The following is a 23,467-nucleotide window of genomic DNA, read 5'->3' on the forward strand; positions in this document are numbered from 1 at the left end:
CACACGAAAGTGCCCTGAATCTTGTCTTCCAAAAGCCGTTATATAACGGCTTTTGATGTTGTGAGACTCTGAAGGTCAATGACGCGGTCACAGACTTTTTCTAGCTGTGTTCTATCGTGACTGATAAAGAGCACCGTACAATTTTCTTCTCTGCATTGATCGACAAGTAAGTGAGTAATTGCCTTACTTGTAATGGGGTCGAGCCTAGATGTTGGCTCGTCAGCTATAAGTAGCTTGGGTCTTAGTAGCAGCGCGCGCAGCAATGCAATGCGTTGAAGCTCACCTCCACTTACCTCAGAGGCGCTGCGCTCAAACAATCGCTGGTTAAGGCCTAGTTGAGATGAAAGTAAATCAGCACGCTTTTTAGACACCTTGTGAAGCTTTATTACGTCATCAATCAATGATTTAAGCGTAGTGTGATCGGCAAATGAACTGGGGGGATCTTGATATAGCTTTAGGGTTTGATAACGGTGTAAAAGCGTATGAAACGCAATATTGCCTTGATAGGGTAGAAGCCCAAGTAGAGCATCACCTAGAGACGTTTTTCCACTGCCGCTATCACCACAAAGCCCGACAATTTCGCCTTTCCCTAAAGAAAAACTAAGGCCAGTAAATAGTGTACGGTTACCTCTCATAATTGTGAGGTCATTCACCGATACCAGCGGTGCAAACCTATGCGTTTTTTTTGTTGTAGCCGTCCAGTGTTGCGGAGCCGACGCAATAAGGGTTTTGGTATAGTTTGAAGACGGGGAGGACAGTATCTTGCGGGTATCACCTGTTTCTACCAGTTTCCCGTTTTTAAGCACCATACATTTACCACCTAGTGCCTCTGCCACTGAAACATCGTGCGTAATAGTAAGTAGCGTACCGTCGTTAGCTTTTTGCTTTAGTTGCTCAATAATATGATGTTTGCGTCCGGCATCTAGCCCTTTTGTGGGTTCGTCGGCTAGAAATAAAGGTGCATTAGTCGCTGATGCACAGGCAAAAGCGACACGCTGTGCCATTCCACCGGAAAGTTGAGAAGGGACCTTATCACTGTCGTCTTTAAGAGCCAGGTTGTCTAGCTGTGTCTTCGCACTCTTTTGTGCTTCGCGAGCACCGTTACCCAATGTAAACCGAAAAACTTCGGCGACTTGCTGGCGAATTTTCATCATTGGGCTTAGAGAATGCCATGGCTCTTGCGGCAGCATAACAAGGTCTCGCCCCCACAATTGTTCACATTCACGTCGGTTCGCACGAAGCATATCTACACCGTTTACCAGAACATTTCCCGTAACCCTCAGTGCAGGTGGTAAGTCGCCCATAATTGCTTGCGCTAGCAGACTTTTACCTGCCCCGGTTTCACCCAATATAGTAAGCGTCTCGCCTTGTTCGAGGTTAAGGGATAGATCCTCTACAATAATGGTGTCTTGCGCGTAAATTGATAAGCGTTCAATAGCAATGTATTGGCTCACAGTTTGCGCTCCAATACATCACTCTTTGATAGTCTACTGCTGCTGTCAAAAATGAACTTATTTAAACGAGGTGTATTGTCACTCTTCGCAGAAAGTAAGTGAAAGCCCAGTACGAGAACGAATAGGGTGAAAATAGGTTGTGCGAGCAGCCAAGGTGCTTCGTGATAGTATGGAAAAAGCTCAACTATCATCAGCCCGAGCTCAGGGCTGGGAGGTTTTAAACCAACATAAACGAAGCCCACCGATGCCATGGCGATAATTGAGGAGGAGGCACCAAAAGCAGCAAGTGATAACACGTCTTGTCGAATGGCGGGCCATATATGCTTACTAAATAAATAGCGTTTTGGAAAACCCATTAGCGCCGAGTTTTCCAGTGCAGGGCCTGTCACTACTGGTAGAGTGATAGCACGTACCAGCCTGAAGTACTCGACGGCAAGTACTAAGGAAATGGCTAAATACAGCATAATGAAAGAGCCTGGCACTAGCGCCGCGAAAAGAAGAATAAGTACCAGTCCGGGGAGCGCCAATATCGTATTGGCAATGAAATTCAACGTCGTATCTACCCAACCTCTACACCACGCTGCAATTACGCCCGTTAGCACACCAATTATTGATGAACTTAGTACACAAAGTGCAGCGAGAGAAAGTGATATGCGCAGACCCTCTGAGATTCTGGCTAACATGTCGCGTCCGAACTGATCTGTACCTAACCAATGTTGCGCACTTGGGGCTTCGAGCACTTGCTTTAAATTTTGTTGATTACCGTTTGTTCCCAATAGAACAGGCTCGCCCAACGCAAGTAATAAGAGCAGCATCAAAAGTGAAAAGCCAATCAATTTTTCAACAGATAAGGCGGGTGTCTTCATTGGCTATACCCTCGATTCTCTCTCACCCTTGGGTCGAGTGCATACTGACTTAAATCGACTAGTGTGTTGACCAATACGAATAACGTGCCCATCAGCAACGCTGTGCCTTGTAACATAGTGATGTCGCGGGCAAAGACAGCATGGGAAAGTCCGTGTCCTATGCCGGGCCAAGCAAAAAGGCTTTCAATCATAATTACGCCTTCAATTAACCCGATAAGCTGTATGCCCATGAAGGCTAGAGCAGGTATTACAATGTTAGGTAGCGCATGGCACCTGAACGCTTCTAGAGCGCTTAACCCTTTTATCTTGGCGAAATGGAAGTAACCCGATTGAACCGCATTAACAGTACTATTGCGAATTACGCGGTTTGATATAGCCGCCAGGCTTAACCCTAAGGTCATTACAGGTAATATGGTATAGACAAAGCCTGAAGAGCCCGCAACCGGAAGCCAGTTGAGCTCTAGAGCAAAAATAAAGATGAGAATTAGCCCCAAGCAAAAGACCGGTTGAGAGCGCACGAACGTGGAAAACACTAATACTGCTTTATCAAAAAGAGAAGCACGGCTTTTAGGAGTATTTTCACTTTTTCGAGCGCTTCTGATGCCGCTATAAATTCCCAGAGGAAACGCAATTAATGCGGATACCAGAATAGCGAGTCCAGCGAGAACAAGGGTGTAAGAAAGCTGATTTTGTAGCTCAACAACAATGGGGGCCCCCGTGACCAAGCTATTGCCTAAATCCAGTGAGGCTAAATCAGTCATCCAGCTTACGTACTGTTCGAAAGCGCTTCTGTGCAGACCAAGTTCTTCTGCTACGGCGTTAGCGGCACTTGTGCTTACCGCATCGTCACCGTAGCGGCCAGCCGCTATTTTGTAAGCCATATCTCCAGGTAGTGAACGGGTTATAATAAATGTGAGTGTGCCTACACTCCACGCCATCAGTACAGCTTGAAGCAGCCGTTGAAGTAGGATTTTTCTCATTATTATGGGGCTATTCTCATTTGAGATACGCGAAAAGAACGCTCGTAAGGGTCGAAGCTGAAGTTTCTTAGTCGGCTAGATGTCGCCGTTTGCTGCACATAGTACATAACGGGGATAAGAGGAACGTCTTGCTGAACTTCTTGCATAATTGATGATATCAATGATTTGTAAGCGTGTTCATCCGTGGTGTGACTCAAGGTCTTTAAATCGCTAAACACTTTTTCATTTTGCCAGTTCATTGGCCCCCAATCGCCGCCTTCTTTTGAAGAAAAGTCAGCCAGCATTATACCGAGAGGGTCTGGGATGTTAGCAAAGTTACGCGCCATAAGTGCAGTTTGCAATGTACCATCAGCATGCCCTGAAGGAATGGCACTTACATTTTCCATATGGACAGAGAGCTTCACTCCAATGCTAGCCCACTGATCTTGAATTGCCGTGGCAATGGTAATGAGTTCTGGCCGATTGGCATAGGTAATCATATCAAGCGTTAAAGGTGAGCCATTTTTGTAGCGCACGCCATTCTCACCTACTAACCATCCCGCGTCGGTTAGCAGCTGTGCCGCTTTTTTCCTATTTAATAATAAGTCACCATTTTCAACGCTATTTTTAATTGTTGGATTATTGTCAGCGTCACCCATTGAAATAGTATTGGTAGCATTATCTGTGGCAGTAGAACGAATATGCCAGTCTCGAATATTTGGGCCAAATAGCTGATCAGCAGAGATATTCGATATACGCATTACGCCAGATGCAATGCCTTTTCTGTCAATCGCTAAACTCAATGCTCGCCTTACTTTTACATCTGAGAGGATAGGATGGCCGCTATTTAACTTAACTAGAGTGGTGCGAGGGATCCTGTCGCTAAACACGTTTACGTTAGAGTCAGTGCGCAACATGCTAACCGCGGCAGGGTCGAGGTTGTACACAATATCTGCTTGCCCCGTTCGTACCATAAGCGCCCGCGTTTCAGAGCGGTGACCCGTTACGTACTCAACGTTTTCAATAACAGCGGGCTCGCCCCAATAATTGTCAAAGCGCGTGGTTGTAATATTGTGGGGTGGTTCAAAGTGCGTAATCTGATAGGGGCCTGTACCTATTAAGGTTTTAATTCGATTGAACTTACCGAAGGTAACAGGTGCCACGATCGCAGTTGCATAATTACTTAACAGGGAAGGGAAAGGACGGTAACTTTGGTTCAAGGTGAACTTGATAGAATATTCTGATACCACCTCCATGTTGGCGATCATATCTTTTGAAAATGGCGTTGGTTTACCAAACGCGACCGAAAGACTTTTGTAGACGGCGTCGGCGGTCATTAACGTGCCGTCATGAAAATACACATCAGGACGTAAATTAAATGTCCAAACAGTAAAGTCCTCATCATTTGACCATGAGCTAGCAAGTCCTGGGATAAGCTGACCTTGGTTATCCACGTCTATGAGAGTTTCCAGAATTTGCATTCGTGTAAACATGTAGCCGGTACTTGCCGGATCGTTATTGACTGGTTCAAAGGGACCACTGATCAGAATTTTGTTTGTAGGTTGTGAAGGTGTGCAGGCACTAAGTAGAACGCTGGCAACGACGAGTAAAATTGTTAGATGTCTAATCCGCATATTATTTTTATGTATTCCCTTCGAGCCTTTAAGCTTTTTCGTGTCTATTTGAATCCTGTGAATCAGTATCAGTATTCTTAGGCTGACGCCCTGAATAGTAAAACAAAGATCCAGATTGGATAATATACGATTTGTTGAATAAATGTACAGATTGAGTCGGTAGGGCTAAACTACTTTTTGAAAAAATGCACTGGCTAATGACCATCAAGATATTAAGTAATGTTAAGTCGGTGCACAATATTTTCAACTTTTGTAATGGGCAGTTGGTCGTATGTTACATTGTAACTTTAAGCATTTATTAGTAATGCTATAGAGTGATAGTACTACAAATTAAAAAAGGGTTTTGAGCCCTATCAAACACACTGGATAACAATAATGAAAAAGCTTCTTAAAGCGGCAGTTGCTGTATCAGTTGCACTTGCGTGCACCCCCGCCTTTGCAGACAAAAACGACAAGAATGAAGTCTTCAGCAGTTCAACATTCAAAGCCATGGAGCTGAGAAACATTGGGCCTGCGTACATGTCTGGGCGTATCGCTGATATCGCAGTCGATCAGAACAATCCCTCAACATGGTACACCGCGGTGGGCTCGGGTGGCGTGTGGAAAACTACCAACGCGGGTACGACCTGGACGCCAATTTTCGACGACCAGCCAGTTTACTCCATTGGTGACGTGACCATTGCGCCAAGCAACTCAAATATTATTTGGGTGGGAACGGGCGAAAATAATGGTGGCCGTCACATTAGCTTTGGCGACGGTGTATATAAATCGCTAGATGGCGGTCAAACCTGGAAGAATATGGGTCTGAAGAAGTCAGAGCACGTTTCTGACATTATTATTCACCCTACAAATCCAGATATTGTATGGGTATCTGCCCAAGGACCATTGTGGAGTGGCGGCGGCGAGCGAGGGCTTTATAAGACGACAGATGGCGGTGAAACGTGGAAGCAAGTGCTTAAGCCAGCTGACGAATGGACCGGGGTAACATCACTACTTATTGACCCGCGTAACCCAGACAAACTTTATGCTGCAACGTGGGCGCGTCAGCGTTCTATTGGCGCCTATGTGGGAACGAACGAAGGCGCAGGTATCCATACTTCCAGCGACGGAGGCGAAACCTGGACTGAACTTAAAACAGGTTTACCACAAGGCAATATGGGTAAAATTGGTATGGCTATATCACCCATGAACCCAGATGTGATTTATGCCACCATTGAAACTGATAATCGCGGTGGTGGCTTCTACCGTTCAGCCGACCAAGGTGCTAGCTGGACTAAAATGTCAGATGAAGTAGGCGGTGGCACAGGTCCTCACTACTATCAGGAAATATTCGCTGACCAACATCAATTTGACCGTGTTTATATTGCCAGTAACTACAGCAAAGTGTCGGATGACGGCGGCAAAACGTGGACGCCCATCAACACTAAACGCAAGCACGTAGACGACCACGCCATGGCGTTCCATCCTACCGACCCAGATTTCGTATTGATGGGATCCGATGGTGGTATTTATATGTCTCACGACAGAATGGCAAATTGGCGCTTTATGGCGAACCTTCCATTAACCCAGTTCTATAAAGTAGCGCCAGATGACTCTAAACCATTTTATAAGATCTACGCTGGCGCACAGGATAATTCCACCCAAGGCGGTCCTTCGCGCACTATGCGTGAAGAGGGGATAAAAAACAAAGATTGGTTCTTAACCTTGGGCGGTGATGGGCACGGCCCAGCGGTAGAGCCTGGTAACCCTGACATTATGTATTCGCAGTGGCAGCAAGGAAATTTGGTGCGTGTCGATACGACTACCCGAGAAGGAGTGTATGTTAAGCCTCAGCCACTACCAGGCGACCCTGCAGAGCGGTTTAACTGGGATGCGCCGATTAATGTGTCTGCACATGATCCTGCGCGTATCTATTTTGCCTCACAGCGGGTTTGGCGAAGTGATGATCGCGGTGACAGCTGGACGGCAGTGTCGGGTGATCTCACTAAAAACGGCAATCGCATGCATTCGCCACTTATGGGGCGCACGTGGTCAGTAGAAGCCGGCTGGGACCTGTATGCCATGACAGAGTTTCATACCATTGCCAACTTTGCTGAGAGCCCGGTAGATGAAAATATTCTGTGGGCAGGTACCGACGACGGTATTATCCAAGTGACCACTAATGGTGGTAAATCTTGGAAAAAGATTGAGCTAGATGACATTAAGGGCATTCCAGCCAACTCTTACGTGAACGATATTCGCGCAGATTTGTTTGATCCCAATACGGTGTACGTTGCCCTTGATAATCATAAATATGGTGATTACAAACCTTACTTAATCAAGTCGACTAATTTAGGGAAAAGCTGGACTTCATTAGCTGATGATTTACCTGAAAAGCACTTAGTGTGGCGTATTGTACAAGACCACGTAAATAAGGACTTATTGTTTATCGGTACTGAATTCGGTGTGTTTTTCTCGGTAGATGGCGGTAAAGACTGGGTTGAGTTAGACGGTGGTATGCCGACCATCTCAACCCGCGATGTGAAAATTCAACGTCGCGAGAATGACTTAGTCGCAGGTACGTTTGGTCGCGGTATTTACATACTTGATGATTATGCGCCGCTGCGTTCATTAACCGAGAAGTCGATGCAAAAAGACGCCATTTTGTTTGCGCCAAGTCGACCGGTTAAGTGGTTCCAGTTAGATGATAATCACACAGACTCTGATGGTGACGATCGCTTTGTTGCCGAGAATCCCGAGCACGGTGCAACTTTCACCTACTACTTGAAAGACAGTTTGCTAACGGCAAAAGAAAAGCGCCAAGAAGCAGAAAAGAAACTTATAGAAGACAAAAAGTACCCTAAGTATCCAAGCTGGGAAGCGGTTGAAGCTGAAAACCAAGAAGCTGCCCCCGCTGTGTATGTCGAAGTACGCGACAGTGATGGTGACTTAGTGAAGCGTGTAGAAGGTAACACAAAGAAAGGCTTACACCGTATTACCTGGGATATGAAATATTCACTCACTATTCCGCTTACTGACAAAGACAGCAAGAACAATGGACTCATGGCGCTACCAGGCAGCTATACGGCGACGTTATTTAAGCGAGAAGGTGCCACGGTAACAGCGCTTTCTGAGCCAGCGTCGTTTGTATTGGAATCTATCTACGACGGCGCGCTGAAAGGTGCTACGCATGCTGAAATTGAAGCATATGGTAATGCGGTGAACGATGCGCAAAAACGTGCATTATCATCGACGACTGTACTGAAGCAATTAAAAGAAACCATGGACCTTTTGCGTACCGCGATTGATCGCACGCCAAGTGATGTGAAAAGTCTTGAAGCGCAATACGCTGCTATTCAAGATGAAATTAACGGGGTAAACAAAGTTCTGTTTGGCCTTTCATCTCGCGATAAGATGGGTATTAAGCCTGCAAATGTGTTGAGCCGATTGGGCTATGCCCGTTCTGCATTAGGGTCTTCTTACGGACCAACGCAGCAGCATAAAGACCAGCTCGGTTACGCCAACGATGGTCTAGATGATGTAGTGAAACGAATCGGTACATTGCAGCAGCGTGCTGTACCATCACTTCAACAAGCGGTGGTTGATGCTGGTGGACCGTGGACTACGGGTCTTCCTGTAATCGCCAAATAGCGGTAATTGAGCATCATCTTGCTAAGTACGCGGTGGTAGTTTTACTGCCGCGTTTTTCATTTTCTTTGCCAACTTTTTCGGTGCACACTTATTTTCACAGGTATGTATCGCGTAGTGAGATCATCATTGTTTTCTTTTTTGCTAGATTCAAGTTTTTCAGTGTCTTCTAAATCCTCGTCTGGTTTATCGGTATCTATTGCTGCACTACCTTTACTGCTTACATCATCTTTTAGCGTTGCCCAAGGTGCACCGCTTAAAGAGGTAGAGCGCTACACAGTAACGGCTGCACGACCCTATTACGACGAGACGCTTTCGCGCATTTTTCCGCAATATGAGTTTGATAAAAGTGGCCTAGTAGCGCCGTTACATACCAATGATGTCTTACTTCAATCTCCTTCTGTGTCGTTAAATGGGCAGGGCGGGCAAATACAAAGCATCAGTATCCGAGGGTATTCGCGGTGGCGAATTCAAACCCTGCTAGACGGCGTACCGATTGTGAGCGACAGGCGGGCAGGGTCTAGCATAGGCTTTATTCCATCTGACTTTATTTCAACAGTATCTGTTTTACCGGGCGCCGCTTCCACTTACCTAGGCTCGGGAGCGATAGGTGGCGCGGTGAACTTGCATTTTGGGGAAATTCAAAAGCCTCACCTACGCGTTGGCTACAGCAGCAATCAACAAATGAAGGCGCTGAGCTATGCTGGCAGCACACGCCGTGCAGACAATAGCAACAGCCTAACTGAAGAGAGCGAGACAGACTGGAACATTTCATACAGAAGCGCCGACAATGGAGAAGATGCGAATGGGGGCTCGCTGTTTGATCAATTCGAACAATCAGGGCTATTTGTTAGACACAGGCCGGTAGATAGCGTCATAAAAGAGGCGTGGACGCTTTATTCTGATAATAACGACATTGGTAAGTCGAGCAGTGACTTCCCAGAAAGCAGAATAACCACCTACCCGGACAACACGCACTGGCTTGGCAAAATAGCGTTTGAAAGTCATCTATTTACTGGAAATGTCTGGTGGCATAAATCTAGCCTAGAAACCTCGGTGTTGCGACCAGAAAGCCGCATCAACGACAGCGAAAACAAGGCGTTTGACTATGGGTTTAACATAAGCACAGATACGCAGCTGAAAGACTGGGATTTGAACTGGCAGCTGCAAGTTACTGGTCGAGACGGCGTAGTGGCAGATGAGAGAGAATTCACATTAACACCAGCGGAAAGCGCTTCATCTGACACCACATCGCCCAGTTTCATAACAAACGCATTTGAAGCAGAGCTTGCCTATGAAGTGCGTACTCTGGATGCAAGGGAGATTACTACCGCAGCGGTTGCTGATGCCTCACGTCAGTGGCAAAGCTTGTCGCTCGCCCTTGGCGCACGGGTTGACTGGCAGCGCCAGTCTGATGATTCAGATGCCAATACATTCCAATCTAGCACCGCTCAGACTAACACTAATCTAAGCGGGTATTTAGGCGCAAATTATCAGCTTTCTCAGCATTGGGCCGCCGGTATGTATGTGTCTAGCGCGTTTCGAAATCCGTCTTTAACTGAACGTTTCTTCGCTGGCGAAACGCCTCGCGGTACTGTGTTGGGCAGCCTCAAACTTGAAACAGAGCAAGCGTTAAATATGCAAGCCAGTGTTGCTTACAGCAGTGAGCAACTGCAAGGCTCGATAGAGGTGTTTAATCAGAAAATTGATAACTATATTGAACGCATTATGGTTGCTGAAGATGTGCTTCAATATTCTAATTTAGACAGTGCAACGATAGAGGGGGTGAGCTATCAACTTAGTTGGCAATCGCACAATGACGCATTAGACGCTCGACTTAGCGGAATGTGGATTAGCGGTGAAGACGATTTGGGTAATAGCATCGCAGATATACCTGCAAACAGTCAGAGGCTTGATTTAGGCGTTCAATGGCAAGCTGTGCGGTTTTTTACGGTATTTGCCTATCGTGCAAGTAAGACGGATATTGCTGACGGAGAGCGAGCTCTTGATGAGGTATTTACGCTGGACATGGGCGCTGATTGGCAGTTAAACGAGCGGGTTCAGCTTCAAGCTAGCTGGCGCAACTTAACCAATCAACAGTATTACACCAGTGCTGATGACAAAGCGGCATTTGCGCAGGGCGAAAGTGTTCAACTGGCAATAACTTATCTGTTATGAGTTGTTTGACGGCTGACGAAATTTGTTCTTTCGATACTTACTTTTCATGGTGGTGTACAGCATGAAAAGGCCAGTTACCCACAGCACAAAAAGCAATAGGGCAGCGGGCAAAAACAGCCATAGCTTAGCGCCCTCAAAGAACCAGCTACCGTCATGAATAGCTTCAATGGTGTCTGTGCGTCGGTACGCAACCTGAAGTACATCACCATTTTGTGCATTCAGTTGAACTTCCCAATGGTTCTTCCCTCGCACTTTAATGATGCCTTTTGTGGGGCGCACGTCTAATCGGTCTATATCGTCCCAGCTGTTTAAACTAACCTCAGGCACTTGTTTTACAGCGTGTAGCACTTCGTCGAAGGAAATCGTAGGCCCGTTGGTTTGGGTATTCTGCACTTTTTGTGTTGGTGGTTGGATCCAGTCGAATTCTTTTTTAACCTGCAATAATAAACCGCTCGCAATAACAATGATCACAGGAATAAAAATAACCAGCGACAGCCACAAGTGAATACTGCGGCTGTATTTGCGACTGTTCTTGCGAAAGGAACCGGACATGAAACAACACTAATACTAAAACAATGAGAACATTGCTCACTATACGGTAATCTCAATAGGCAGTAAAAACACTCTAACGCGAGGTTTACCCGTTTAAACGGAATTGCTTAGCGTCATTTGATTGCAGGGTGATTAAAGTGAAGTTTCGTGTCGCAGGTAAGGGAGGTCACAGATTCAGTCAATGTCATTTCACCTATCTCTTGCCATTGGGCTTTATCTATCCCTGCATCGTTAAAATTGGCAGCAGATAAAACCCAAGATAGCGTCTTATTTGGGTAATGCTGCAACGACAATTCATCCCTAAAGTCATCTTTATTCACTAGCGGTGTATCAGGTTTTAACGACGCTTTTAGCCAGTAAGGACCTTGCCTCACGTTATTCGCTATTTCGTCGTTGGGGAGCAATACTTCTGCCAAATGTGAAACAGGTCTGAAACGCGCATTCGCATTTTTTCCGCTAAACGCTTGATCTGCTTCTTCAAGATCGCTTTCCAAGCGATAAGCGGTGAGTAATTGACTGAAAGGCGGCAATTCGCCCAGAGCGGGCTCGTTGGTCATAGGTAAGTTGGCCACGTGCTGGGTTTTAGTGCCACCCAGCGAGTGCATTAAAAATATGTTTTCAGTAACCGTACTTTGGGTATTGGGGAAAAGCTTGATTGCCATACCAAAAGCACGCTTATCTCGCTGCTTTGTACCGCTTAAGCTGACTGACGCTCTTACGATAACCTGCACGTTTGTGCGTGCTTGAAAAAGCCCGGAGTAAGGGCTGCTGTGATTAATTTTCCATGTGCCAGCGAAGCAAATACCATTAGCTTGAAGTAGCTTATGCTTGGTACCTAATTCTATAAAATTTGCGTTGGAAGAAAGGGTTCTTTTAGCGTGACTTAGCAGCAGGTTTTCACCGTCAGCATCGAAGTGTTTCCGCGACACTTCATATTGCGGTAGCGCCGAATAGGGATCTGAAAAAACACGGCTTTTTACTTCTTCGAACGAAGTCGACGTTGTTGTGAATAGCGATTGGTTTTTAGTTGTATCAGAAGAAGCGAGTGCGTTGCATGACAATAAAACTAGTGCAAAAAAACGGCACGCCGTGAAAGTATTTTTATATGTAATAGGTCTTTGTTGATACTGTGTAGTTCGAAAAAGGCGCATTGACATGGCGTGCTCCCCTGGTATCACTAGAAATCAACAACTTCGTCATACCCAAAAACGCATGGGTGAACATTTCACCCCAAATCAGTTGCTGGGCCGCACGCACACCATAGGTTGTGTTGCTGTTGAAATCACGCAAAAGTGTAATCTTGATTGCACCTTATGCTATTTATCTGAGCATTCGCAAGCGGTTCGCGACATTCCCATTCAAGAAGTGTTTAAGCGATTAGACAATGTCCTTCGTCACTATGGCCCTGGTACCAGTGTACAAATAACCGGTGGTGACCCTACGTTAAGAAAGCGCAGCGAGCTAATTGAAATTGTCGAATATGCCAATAAGCTCGGTTTGCACACCGCACTTTTCACCAACGGTATTGCGGCTTCCCGTGACCTGCTAACGGCTTTAGCTAAAGTTGGCTTAAACGATGTCGCTTTTCACGTTGATACCACCCAAGAACGTAAAGGTTTCCCTGATGAAGCATCGCTAAATGCTATCCGCGAAGAATACATAGAACGGGCCAAAGGCTTGGGGCTTATGATTATTTTTAACACCACCGTGCACACCGATAATTTCAAAGAATTGCCCATGCTGGTGGATTTTTTTGTGCAGCATGCAGACGCCGTAAGTTTCGCCTCATTTCAGCTACAGGCAGAAACAGGCCGAGGGGAATGGGGAGCAAGAGCTGATGTAATTGACCCCGTAACGGTGAAAGCCGCTATAGAAAAAACAATTAGCAAAGCGCTGCGGTGGGAAAAAGTACGTATTGGGCATAACGACTGTCATAGCTACATGCCAACGTTAGTGGCTAATAAACAGGTTTATTCCGTCGTTGATGATGCACACTTATTTGCGCAGTTCATTGAGGATTTTAAGCACATACAAACAACTCGACAGCACGGCATGGCAAAGATTTTATGGGATTACAGTAAAGCACTGCTTGCTAGGCCAAAGTGGATTTGGACACTGGCTAAAGCGACCTCATTGAAGCTGTTTGAAATGCGTAGCAGCCTTTTCAAGAGCAAAGGACGTGTGCACAAATTGTCGTTTTTTGTTCAGAACTTTATGGATGCCAACGCCCTTCAGCAAGACAGAATTGATGCGTGTTCATTCATGGTTATGACCGCAGATGGCCCCATCTCTATGTGCAAGCACAACGCCGAGCGCGATGAACATATATTGAAACCTCTGACATATACCGACCGCCATGGGCAGAAAAAGCAGTACCAGCCATTGGGAGAACGCTACAAACAAAATAATGTAATACCCATTCGCGAAATCCCAGATACAGCAACACCTAGTTCGCTGTCAGCAAATGCGCTTAGTACAAATGGCAAGCGTCACCATCCAGCCAAAAGCGTGTAAGGAGAAAATCATGAAGCCTCGCCGATTTCCTCAATTCGGGAGTGTGTTAGCCATTATCTTGTCCATGCTGCTGTTGTATATTTTACCAGCTGCCAACAGTAGCCAGGCGTCTGATAAGCAGATAATTGACTACAGTGTTGAAACCGCAGCGATAAAAGAGCTTAAGCTAGCCTATCGAAAAGCATCGCAAGACTGGGAATATGTACTCCAACACTATGTAGATGAGCAGGGGCGAACCGATTTCAAAGGGTTATCTAAAGATATAGCGCCCCTTGAAAACGTCATTAATTTTATTAGTTTTGCTAGCCCTGAAATGACCCCTGAATTGTTTGACTCACCACAATCCGTAATGGCTTATTACATCAATAGCTATAATGCGTTAGCCATGTACGGTGTCATTGAAAAAGGTATTCCCGATGGCTTTACCAGTTTCTTTTCACGAGCAGCTTTTTTCAAGTTTCGCGATGTGGTGATTGGCGGTAAAGTCACAAATTTATATGATTTTGAAAACGATGTAATTAGACCGCTTAACGAGCCCAGAGCCCACTTTGCGCTTAACTGCATGGTAAAAGATTGCCCAAGGCTACCGCAAACGCCGTTTTATGCAGAAACCTTAGACGACACCCTAGAGCAAGCTACCCGTGAGTTCTTTGGGAGTAAGAAACACTTTTACTTTGATGACAAACGCAAGCGCGTGTACGTTTCGGAAATCCTCGATTTTTATACTGAAGACTTTGTCGCTTCAGGAAAAGCAAAGGACTTACCTCAATACATTAACCCGTATCTAGTCGAACCTATTCCTAAGAATTATAAACTGCGGTTCATTGATTATGACTGGCGTATTAATGCGCAACCGGAAAAACCGAAGGTTTCAACATCTACAAATAGCGACGTTGATAATGCTTCAAGTCAAGCCACAAAGAACCCCATAGTTAAAGCTGCCCTCACTCTGCATTCTAATGAGAGCAAAACGTCAGGTTCAGCCCATGCACTAGCGTCAGAATCAGCGCTATTAACTACGCTGTCATCTACGCCGCTGCTAGCAACAGATGTAGCGACAGACGTAGCAACAAATATAGCAACCAATGAATCAACAGACGTGCCCTTTATACTTACCAGTTCGCCCAACCAAACAATCGTCTTGGAACTTTATACATCCCAAGGTTGCAGCAGCTGTCCGCCTGCGGAAAAATGGATTTCAGGGTTAGTAGAGAGCGATAGATTATGGACTGAACTGGTTCCCATTAACTTTCACGTGGACTACTGGGATTATCTAGGCTGGAAGGATCCATTTGCTGACAGTACTTTTAGTAAACGGCAGCGAGACTACAAGCGTGTAGGCAAAGCAAACACCATTGCCACGCCTGGTTTTGCTTTAAACGGTCGTGCTTGGAATGGATGGTTTCGGGGGCAGTCGTTACCTAACCGAGTCGCCCCTCTGTCTGGTGCGCTTCATGCTTCGGTTCAAAACAACATCGTTGATGTGTCCTTCAACAATATCAACAGAAGTACATCGAACACGCTAGTTGTTCACGCTGCGTTACTTGGCTTTGGCATAGAAACCTCGGTCAAGCGGGGAGAAAACGCTGGGCGTAAACTCACTCACGACTTTATAGTAGTCGATTATGAAAACGCGTTATTGAGTAGCAACGGCGACAATGCTCATACTCAGCAATATGTGGCTAGTCTGCCTTTGCCCAGTAATACTCATATAAAAGCCAAAAAACACGCCCTCGTTGTTTGGGTCTCTGATACCAACGACCCCTCGCCACTTCAAGTTGCTGCGTCTTGGTGGCTCCCTTGAGTAAGGGAACACTCTCGATAGATGCGAATGGCCAAGTAGTGTAAAATATGCGAAAGCGCGCGTTGCGCTACACTTTAATCCATACCAATTACTAGCTACTCCACTTTTCAGGCCCATTTCCATGATCCACAACGATGTTTTACGTCGCCTTCGTTATGCATTAGCTATCAACGATACCGCCGCCATAAGTATTTTTAAATTAGTGAACTACGACATGGAAATTGATTATTTACATGCTGTGATGAAGCGGGAAGGCGAAGAGGGCTATCTGCCGTGTCGCGATAAGATTATTGCGCTGTTTCTAGATGGATTGATTATTAAAAATCGTGGTCGTCAAGAAGGGCAAATGCCTCAAGAGCTGGGGCCAAAAGAGCGATTAAGTAATAATGAAGTACTGCGCAAAATCCGTATTGCGATGAGTTATAAAGATGACGATATGATAGCGGTGCTTAAATTAGCAGACTTTAGAATGAGTAAAGGTGAGCTGTCGGCGTTTTTTAGAAAGCCAGACCATCGCAACTTTAAACCTGCTGGCGATCAAGTGGTTCGCAATTTGTTGCAAGGTATGGTGAAAAAATATCGACCGGAGTCCACGCGACAAACTTCGCCTAAAAAATCAGATAGCCCAAGCACTTCTGGTACTAAGCCAAGCTCATTTAATAAAGGCGCTAGCAAACAAAAAGAAGCGGCTGGCAAAAACACCAATACTAAAGTGTCGCCAGTGAAAAAAAGTGATGCAGGTTCGGTTTGGGGAAAGCTCCCTAAAAAATAAAAGCGCTGTAAAAATAGACGTTGAATAAAACGCATCTGAGGTAAAGCGCGTAAGAGGATAGACTAAGTGCTGTTGTGAAAAGAAAATTACCCCTCACTTCTATGCACTCGTTTTTAGGCAAAGCAAGATTGCCTTGCCTTAATTATCTATATCGCTAAGGACGACTATTATGAGCCGACATTTCGATAAGGCCGAAGGCCTGTATGAAGAGAAAGATGCCGCGACACAAGGTTTTGTGTTCAACCAAACTATGCTGCGCATTGCCGACCCCAAGCGTTCGCTAGATTTCTATACGCGAGTTATGGGAATGACGCTAATTAAGCGTCTAGATTTTGAAGAAATGAAATTCAGCCTTTATTTTTTGGCGGCAGGTGATGATTTCTCTGATATTTCTGACGATGTAGACGAACGTACTCAGCAAACTTTTGGTCGCCCGGCCATGTTGGAGCTAACCCACAATTGGGGTGATACTCCAGAAACAGTGGATTATCACAACGGAAATACAGAGCCAAAAGGTTTTGGGCACATTGGTTTTCATGTGCCTGATGCTGAAGCTGCATGTGCACGATTTGCATCACTAAACGTTCCTTTTCAAAAAGGGCTCAATGATGGTTCTATGAAAGGGATCGCATTTATCAAAGACCCAGACGGCTATTGGATTGAAATTTTCAACGCGTCTAACGTATCCGCAACTTGCGCGCCCCATTTGAAGAAGTAGGCGAGGCACGCACTACGGTACCATTTGCTAGCTGGGTTTTAAGTAGCAAGTAGTATCAGAAGTCACTGTTTACAAAAAAGGGTAGCTTAACTGAATAAGCTACCCTTTTTTGTTTAGTGACCTTATGGAACCCTAAATTATAGGGTTTTATTTTCAAGCCAACCCGTTCATTACTTCGCTTCTAACGTTAATTCCACACCGCTAAATTCGGTATGTAAGTCGTGCTGAGTATTAAGCAAGAATAAGCGATTCGCTTCTACCTCAGCTTCATTTGCCAAATAACCTTTCACCGCTTTACTGCGCGCGTCAGCCAGAAGGATTAAGTCACTTTCAGGGATATCAATGTTGTTACGTAGTTTGTTGTATCGGGCAATGCTTAATGCTCGGTTTACACTTTCTTCGTTAATGACTTCCTTATTGTTATCAGCACTCTTTTGGCTCTGTTCATTGTCTGAATTTGCGAGTTCAGGGTAAAGCTGCGCCACCATGTTGTCATATTCTTGATTAAGGTCAGGTGTAAACACTTCAACATAGTAGGATAAAAGCGCATCGGCTAACGGGCCTTCCAGTGGGATACTACTGCCACTTATTGAGTCGCGCTGTACTCTGCCAAGGGTGTTGGAACTTTCATTTTCACCGCCAGCAAGATATTTTTCGTTAGTACTAACGTTGCCGGTAGTTGCAGATGAATCAGCATAGCCGCTTCTTGTTAAAAGTGTAGTGTTCAACTGACGTTGCGCTAGGGCACTTGCATCAGACATGGCGTTGACAGTACCTTCGATATTAACCCTAAGTCCTGGACGTTTTTTAAGGGCTTTGGCAAGGGTATTCAGTTTTTCTTGAGCGTCCGCATTGAGCGAATGCTCTCCAAACCCAAACTCAACGTTGTCGAGTTCGTCGTCACTGCCAACCAGGTTCGCAAGTAGCGAAAACGGTGCAGTAACAGCTTTGGTAATAATATTGCCAATAGCATTGAGGATAATGGAGCCGAAACTGAAGTCCGGACTATCGATATCGCCAGACACATCCAAACCCAAATCGATAACGCCGTTTCTGTCTTCTAATAACGCAATGGCAAGCCCAAGTGGTAAACTCAATGCCTGCTCAGAATTCGATTTCTTGCCTAACGTTAATTGGTCAATAACCACACGGTTCTTACCTTCCAGTGCTTTACCATTCAGTTTGTATTGCACAGCCAAAGACAGCAAGCCTTTGTCAATGTAATAGCCCATGTAGGTGCCTGAGTAGGGGTTAACTGAAGTGAGTTCAGCGCCTTTGACTGAAAAATCTAAATCAAGGTCTATATCATCTTTTAATGGGTGAATAGTGCCTGCTAGTTTGACCGGAGCATAGTTGTCTATCTTTCCGGTGATATCAACATTGGCAGGGGAAGTTGAGCGAGAGTCAATTCCCAATACTTTGCCATTTAAACTTTCTATAGCAGACGCAAATTTTGGAGTTAATGAATGGTCAGCAAAGTACGCTTTGCCGTTTTCTATTGATATGGTGTTAACGGCAATGGCCAATTCGTTGGCTTGTGAAGGCTCAGCTGTAGTGCCCGCAGGCACGTTTGCGTTTGATGCTTTCGACGTGGTTGCGCTGCCATTTTCGCTGGCACTTTCACTGTTAGCGGACTTGTCTGATGAAGCGACAATCAGCTTACTCACATTGGTCTGTTTAGCTTCATCAATAATAAGTCGTGCAAATGGCGCTTGTAGGTGAATGTTGTCTACGCGTAGCTGGTTCGATGCGTGGTCAAATTCAATGTTGTCTACATTTAAAGACTGCCATTGTAGTAGGGGAGAGCTGGCGTCATCCAATACACTTAAATTATCAATGCTAGTACTCGCCTTAACGTTTAATGAGTCTATATCGTCTTTATCAGCGGCGTTCTTAAATGCCCCATCAAACTCAATGTTTAAATTAAATAGCCCATCTTCAAGGGTCACATTTGCGTGGGGAGAAACGTACTGCTGGAACTGACTTAGCACCAGTTGCTCAATCGCTGCTTTACCCTGCACAGTTTGTTCTGCAATAACTACGCTGCCGCTACTGCTTAGTGCACCTTTGGATGTGTCGCTAAACGTCTGTGGGTCGGCAGAGACATGTAAACTGGTGGTGTAGGAAATAGGTTTAGAGAAGTCAGTAGTGACTTTTCCGCTTTTAATATTGAGGTTGCTGATGCGGTAGTAAGTACCGTCACTTACGCTACGCTCTATAAGGTCAATGCTACCGTCATTAAATGCAAACTGGTGAAGCTCAACATACCACGAAGTGTCATGTGCTAGTTCTTCTGTGCTGTCGATTGCTACGTTAGAAACATCCTCATCTTCTGTTTCACTATTTCCCTTTTGCGCTGCGCTATTACCTATATGCGCTGCGCTGGGGTTAGCGTTAGCTGATGTAGCATCTGCCGCAGGGCTTTTGGGGGTAAACAGACGCTGTAAATCAAGCCCTGACTTGTCAAATAGGCCCGACACTCGAACGTTGTCAAAAGCAACTTCAGCAATGCTAACTTGCTGTTCTAATGCGTTTACGTTTATATCGTGTATGGCAAACGCGGGTATGGCAATGATCTCTTGCGAACTCTTGGCGGTGCCTGTTGTGGCAGGCGAAGAACCAGCGTTAAACACAAGGTTGTTAACAGCAAATTCGCCACGCTCTAGAATAAACTGGAAGGCTGTATCTTGTTCAAAAACTTCAGCATGTAAGCTTAAGTTAACCTTGCCGTCTACTAAATCTGCTTCTATCAAATCTTTGGAAAGTGACCAAAGCGGCGTAAGCGCTACATCGTTTATTGCTATGTCTGTCGTAACTTTTAACGGAGATAGCTGAAACTCGCCATCAATGGCGATGTTACCTTTCTCTGCGGTGAGCAAGTTAAATTGATATTGGTTGAACGCTAACTTACCTTTTGATTGAGCACTCTCACTTTTATCGCTTTTAGGGTTAGCGTTTTTGTTGCCAACACTGCTTGAACTGATCAAAGCGTGAGTATCCAAATCTTGCAAGTCAACGCTCAATTCTGGGTAATCAAGTAGGGTGTTGGTCACCTTGTCTTCAATAACCACTCGCCCTTCGTTAAGTGCAAAATCACGTAACGTAATTCGGGGAATTTGTCCTTCGCTAGTGTCATTAGGCTCTTCAGGTGCTTTTGTACTGCGTTTCTCTACGTGGGTAAGAATGTCAGAGAAGTTGAAGATTTGTGTGTCTTCACTTTCGCTTAAACGTGCAATGGAAACAAAAGGTTCGTCTATGGTTAGCGATTCAACGGCAGGAGTGAAGGTGAAAAGTGATTGCCAGAATCCAACGTCCAGTGAAACATTGCCTACGCTAAAGAAATGATTTTCTTGGTTCTGGATTACGGCGTTATCTTCGCTTTCATTTGAAGAGTGTATATTTGGATAGATAACAAAATTAGTCACTTCTATTTTTAGCAAGAAAGGGTTGATTGCAATATCTTCAACAGCAGCATCTCTTCCAGTGTTTTCTTTCACTATGTTGGGTAACTTTGCCTTTAACACCGCAGGCGTAACTACGCCGATAAGAAGCGCGTAAGTAAGGTAGATGAGAACAAGATAAGTGGATAGTCGAAACCATTTGGGCTTCGTAGAAAACAGAGACATTGCATTTTGCATAGGCGATTAGGCTGTGTATTTGAGTGTAAAAAGATAAACAGGAGTTGCTATTTCACCAAGCTAAAAGCCCCTGCAAAAAAAGTTAAAGCGTATTAATTTGGATTGTAGAAGAGAATTAATACGCCTTAGACAGGTTACAGAGCGGTTAGCAAATTATCTAGGCCAGATTTAAACAACGCCTGTGTTTCTTCATCTGCATTTACATTTAAATACGAGCTGATTTGAGTGACAAAGCTGGCAATCATATCGGTTGAAAGGCCTAGCGCTTCAAATTGTTGCTTTAAGTCGTTTACCGATTTAAGTGTAGAGCTGTACTCAGAGGCCTTATTGAGTAAGCCTGATAGTGAAGAGCTTGAGCTTGCTGCTGAGTTACCACTAAGAGAGGGAACATCTTCAAGCAGGGCATCAATACCTGGAATGCTGTTTGCCAACTGGGCGTAATCAGCGCCTGAAAGGTTGCCTTGTACATAGTTCATAATTGACGCTATGCCACCTTCCGATTGGTTTTCAGACACGTTAAGGTTACCTGCAACTGAACTCACTAAGCTAGCCAAGTCGATATTAGATGCTGCGCTGGTTGCCATTTCAGTTAGGCTACTGGAAGTAACTGTCGATTCCGCTTTCTTACCGCCTAACAGACCTTTAAGCTGATCAATATTGGCATTAGCACAAGTAGTAAAAAAAGTAAGGGCAAGCACTGTAGGTGCTAAAACGATACGATTCATTATAGATTTCCTTTTTGTACACCAGCAGCGAAAGCCCGTCTGGAGTAACTTGATTGAAAATAACCATAGCAATTGCGCTATCGACTATTTAAACCTTCCATAAATTAGAAGTTTTCAGGTGTGTAAATACTCACATTCTAACGTAGTGAGGTCGTAAATTCTCTATAGAAATTGTAAAGGCACTTTACATTTTATAAGAGACTTGGGTGATCGAGTGGTAGTGTGCAGTAGGCAGGAACTAAGTCAATTAGACAAAACACTAAAAGGAGCGATACGCTCCTTTTAGTATTCTGATAATTTTGGGGCTTACTTGCTCTGTTTGGGTGGAACGATTATACGCTCTACATCAGGGGAAGCATTCTTTTCAACACTCGCCGTATCAAGAGAGGCTCCGAGTTGATAGTCTAGCTGCACCAGAAGGCCGGTCTGCCTCACGCCTTTGCCACCTTGAATACGAGGCTTGTATTCCCATTGTTTCAGGGCAACTTTTGCGCTTTTATCAAACACGCCAGCAGGCACTGATTTTACTACTTTTACATTATCTGTAGCGCCCGTTTCAGTAATATCGAAGGAGAGTACAACGAAACCTTCAACATTTTGCTGTGCTGCTTTTTCTGGATAGCTTGGTGGAACTCGTTTAACCGGCGATGCCTGGTTAATCTTAGCTTCAGATTTTGTCTCTGCTACTGGCGCATTGGCTAAAGCCGTGTTGATGGTGAGCATGGCGGCAATTGAAAGTACGCCTGCAGCTAGTACTTTATTGTTACGCATAGGTTGCTTTATCGCGTTTAAACGTTTGATCATAGTCCTTTTTTCTCCAAAGGTTGGGTAAAGCCCGCGTGTAAAGTGCAGGGCGTCTGAACCATGCTCGGCACACTGCACGAGTGCTTTTGCATAGGTGAGTTTTTCGTTGTCTGTCTTGTCTTTCAGTACTGCGTGATCACAAGCCAATTCTTGATTAATTCTGAAGGATTTTAGCGCAAGCCAAACCAGTGGGTTGAACCAAAATACAATAGCGATAACCAGCGCTAACGCGTTCCACAGGTGATCGTAATGCTTGCGATGTACGTTCTCATGCTCTAATACCAGTGCTTGTTGTTGAATCGAAAATGCACTTTTAAATGAGAAGGGAATAAGCACCTTTGGGAAGATAAAACCAAATAGCATAGGTGTGGTAGCTTTACTGGAATAGTAGGCATTGGTGTGGATAGCGTTGCGCTTTCCTATCGATGCCCATATTTTAAGATGATGCGCTAAGACATAGGCTGTAATTGCGCTTACGCCAATTGCCCATACAGTAAACCAGGTTTCGAACGCTACGGTGTTTAATGTGGGCTTAACGCCAACCACATAGCGAGCAAAGCTATTCGATGGAATGTTAACCAGCGACATTGGAAGGTTGTTGACTATGAGGCAAGCTGGTATCAGCGCCCATAGCTTATAGGTAAGCGAAGCCCCAATTTTGTTAGTGAAAAAGTGTTCGCACACCATGAGTAAAACAAGCGCTAGCGACAAAATACCCTGCTGAGCAATAATCCAATCAATCATTGTTTTCTTCCCATTTCTTGATAAGGGCTTTGAGCTCGTCCACATCTTGTTTAGATAACGAGTTTTGATTTGCAAAACCAGCGACCATAGGGGCGATCTTGCCTTTAAACAGTCGGCTAACAAAACTCGTGGTTTCTTTCTTTGTATAGTCTTCTTTAGCAATCAGTGGATAATAAAGATACTGGCGCTGCTGCTTTTCAAAACCTAACACTTCTTTTTTTACCAAGCGGCCTAACAAGGTTTTTACGGTTTTTTCGTGCCAGTCTTTTTTGTCATTCAGTCGCGCAATAACCTCGTTCGACGTGGCAGGATGGTCGTCCCACAGTACGTCCAGCACTTCAAATTCAGCGTTTGAAATTTCGGGTTTGTCTGACATTTTACTCATAATTACGACGTCTTTTGTTTTGATTACATTTGTAGTCCATGTTTTTAGATTACACTTGTAATTCTAAAGCGCAAGCTTTTTCTGCATATTTTT

General features: G+C 44.9%; 16 protein-coding genes. 6 read left to right on the forward strand and 10 right to left on the reverse strand.

Annotated elements, in window-relative coordinates; all coding sequences use genetic code 11:
* Nucleotides 1-38: 38 nt before the first annotated feature.
* The 4 genes from AWH61_RS10020 to AWH61_RS10035 are packed head-to-tail and all read right to left on the reverse strand — an operon-like array spanning nt 39 to nt 4,772.
* Nucleotides 39-1,454 (reverse strand): ABC transporter ATP-binding protein, encoded by a 1,416-nt coding sequence (locus AWH61_RS10020; RefSeq protein ID WP_075176966.1) that lies wholly within the window; start codon nt 1,452-1,454, stop codon nt 39-41.
* Nucleotides 1,451-2,320, reverse strand: coding sequence for an ABC transporter permease (locus AWH61_RS10025; protein ID WP_075176967.1), 870 nt, complete (start codon nt 2,318-2,320; stop codon nt 1,451-1,453). The genes AWH61_RS10020 and AWH61_RS10025 overlap by 4 nt, the downstream gene beginning before the upstream one ends.
* On the reverse strand, nt 2,317-3,300 hold the full coding sequence (locus AWH61_RS10030) for an ABC transporter permease (RefSeq protein ID WP_075176968.1): 984 nt from the start codon (nt 3,298-3,300) through the stop codon (nt 2,317-2,319). Before AWH61_RS10030 ends, AWH61_RS10025 begins: the two co-directional genes overlap by 4 nt.
* A gap of 2 nt (nt 3,301-3,302) precedes the next feature.
* The gene (locus AWH61_RS10035) at nt 3,303-4,772 is read right to left on the reverse strand and encodes an ABC transporter substrate-binding protein (RefSeq protein WP_249922631.1); all 1,470 of its coding nucleotides are present in this window, start codon (nt 4,770-4,772) and stop codon (nt 3,303-3,305) included.
* Nucleotides 4,773-5,288: 516 nt separating this feature from the next.
* Here AWH61_RS10035 and AWH61_RS10040 point away from each other — a divergent pair.
* Nucleotides 5,289-8,543, forward strand: a complete 3,255-nt coding sequence (locus AWH61_RS10040) for a VPS10 domain-containing protein (protein WP_075176970.1) — start codon at nt 5,289-5,291, stop codon at nt 8,541-8,543.
* A 159-nt stretch (nt 8,544-8,702) separates the two neighbouring features.
* Nucleotides 8,703-10,718: a TonB-dependent receptor gene (locus AWH61_RS10045; RefSeq protein ID WP_249922632.1), complete on the forward strand. Its 2,016-nt coding sequence runs from the start codon at nt 8,703-8,705 to the stop codon at nt 10,716-10,718.
* Here the strand turns inward: AWH61_RS10045 and AWH61_RS10050 are convergent.
* Nucleotides 10,713-11,270, reverse strand: a complete 558-nt coding sequence (locus tag AWH61_RS10050) for a PepSY domain-containing protein (protein WP_075176971.1) — start codon at nt 11,268-11,270, stop codon at nt 10,713-10,715. The genes AWH61_RS10045 and AWH61_RS10050 overlap by 6 nt on opposite strands.
* A gap of 113 nt (nt 11,271-11,383) precedes the next feature.
* Nucleotides 11,384-12,427, reverse strand: a complete 1,044-nt coding sequence (locus tag AWH61_RS10055) for a hypothetical protein (protein WP_075176972.1) — start codon at nt 12,425-12,427, stop codon at nt 11,384-11,386.
* Here AWH61_RS10055 and AWH61_RS10060 point away from each other — a divergent pair.
* The 4 genes from AWH61_RS10060 (at nt 12,426) to gloA (ending at nt 17,078) form a co-directional block, all read left to right on the forward strand.
* Nucleotides 12,426-13,784 carry a radical SAM protein gene (locus tag AWH61_RS10060; protein ID WP_075176973.1) on the forward strand — a complete coding sequence of 453 codons (1,359 nt, stop codon included), beginning with the start codon at nt 12,426-12,428 and terminating at the stop codon, nt 13,782-13,784. The two genes, AWH61_RS10055 and AWH61_RS10060, sit on opposite strands and share 2 nt — an antisense overlap.
* A gap of 10 nt (nt 13,785-13,794) precedes the next feature.
* A complete protein-coding gene (locus tag AWH61_RS10065; protein ID WP_075176974.1) occupies nt 13,795-15,588 on the forward strand; it encodes a DUF1223 domain-containing protein in 1,794 nt (597 codons plus the stop codon).
* A gap of 121 nt (nt 15,589-15,709) precedes the next feature.
* Nucleotides 15,710-16,360: a YehS family protein gene (locus tag AWH61_RS10070; protein ID WP_039228169.1), complete on the forward strand. Its 651-nt coding sequence runs from the start codon at nt 15,710-15,712 to the stop codon at nt 16,358-16,360.
* 169 nt (nt 16,361-16,529) lie between these two features.
* On the forward strand, nt 16,530-17,078 hold the full coding sequence (gloA, locus tag AWH61_RS10075) for a lactoylglutathione lyase (protein WP_075176975.1): 549 nt from the start codon (nt 16,530-16,532) through the stop codon (nt 17,076-17,078).
* Nucleotides 17,079-17,248: 170 nt separating this feature from the next.
* Here the strand turns inward: gloA and AWH61_RS10080 are convergent, their stop codons facing one another.
* The 4 genes from AWH61_RS10080 to AWH61_RS10095 form a co-directional block, all read right to left on the reverse strand.
* Nucleotides 17,249-20,704, reverse strand: a complete 3,456-nt coding sequence (locus AWH61_RS10080; protein ID WP_249922633.1) for a DUF748 domain-containing protein — start codon at nt 20,702-20,704, stop codon at nt 17,249-17,251.
* A 146-nt stretch (nt 20,705-20,850) separates the two neighbouring features.
* Nucleotides 20,851-21,441: a DUF2780 domain-containing protein gene (locus AWH61_RS10085; RefSeq protein WP_061095627.1), complete on the reverse strand. Its 591-nt coding sequence runs from the start codon at nt 21,439-21,441 to the stop codon at nt 20,851-20,853.
* Between the two features lie 306 nt (nt 21,442-21,747).
* Nucleotides 21,748-22,989, reverse strand: coding sequence for a M56 family metallopeptidase (locus AWH61_RS10090; protein ID WP_075176977.1), 1,242 nt, complete (start codon nt 22,987-22,989; stop codon nt 21,748-21,750).
* Nucleotides 22,982-23,374: a BlaI/MecI/CopY family transcriptional regulator gene (locus tag AWH61_RS10095; protein WP_014950296.1), complete on the reverse strand. Its 393-nt coding sequence runs from the start codon at nt 23,372-23,374 to the stop codon at nt 22,982-22,984. The genes AWH61_RS10090 and AWH61_RS10095 overlap by 8 nt, the downstream gene beginning before the upstream one ends.
* Between the last annotated feature and the right edge of the window lie 93 nt (nt 23,375-23,467).

Source organism: Alteromonas sp. W12 (assembly GCF_001924945.1).
GTDB classification, from domain to species: Bacteria; Pseudomonadota; Gammaproteobacteria; order Enterobacterales; family Alteromonadaceae; genus Alteromonas; species Alteromonas macleodii.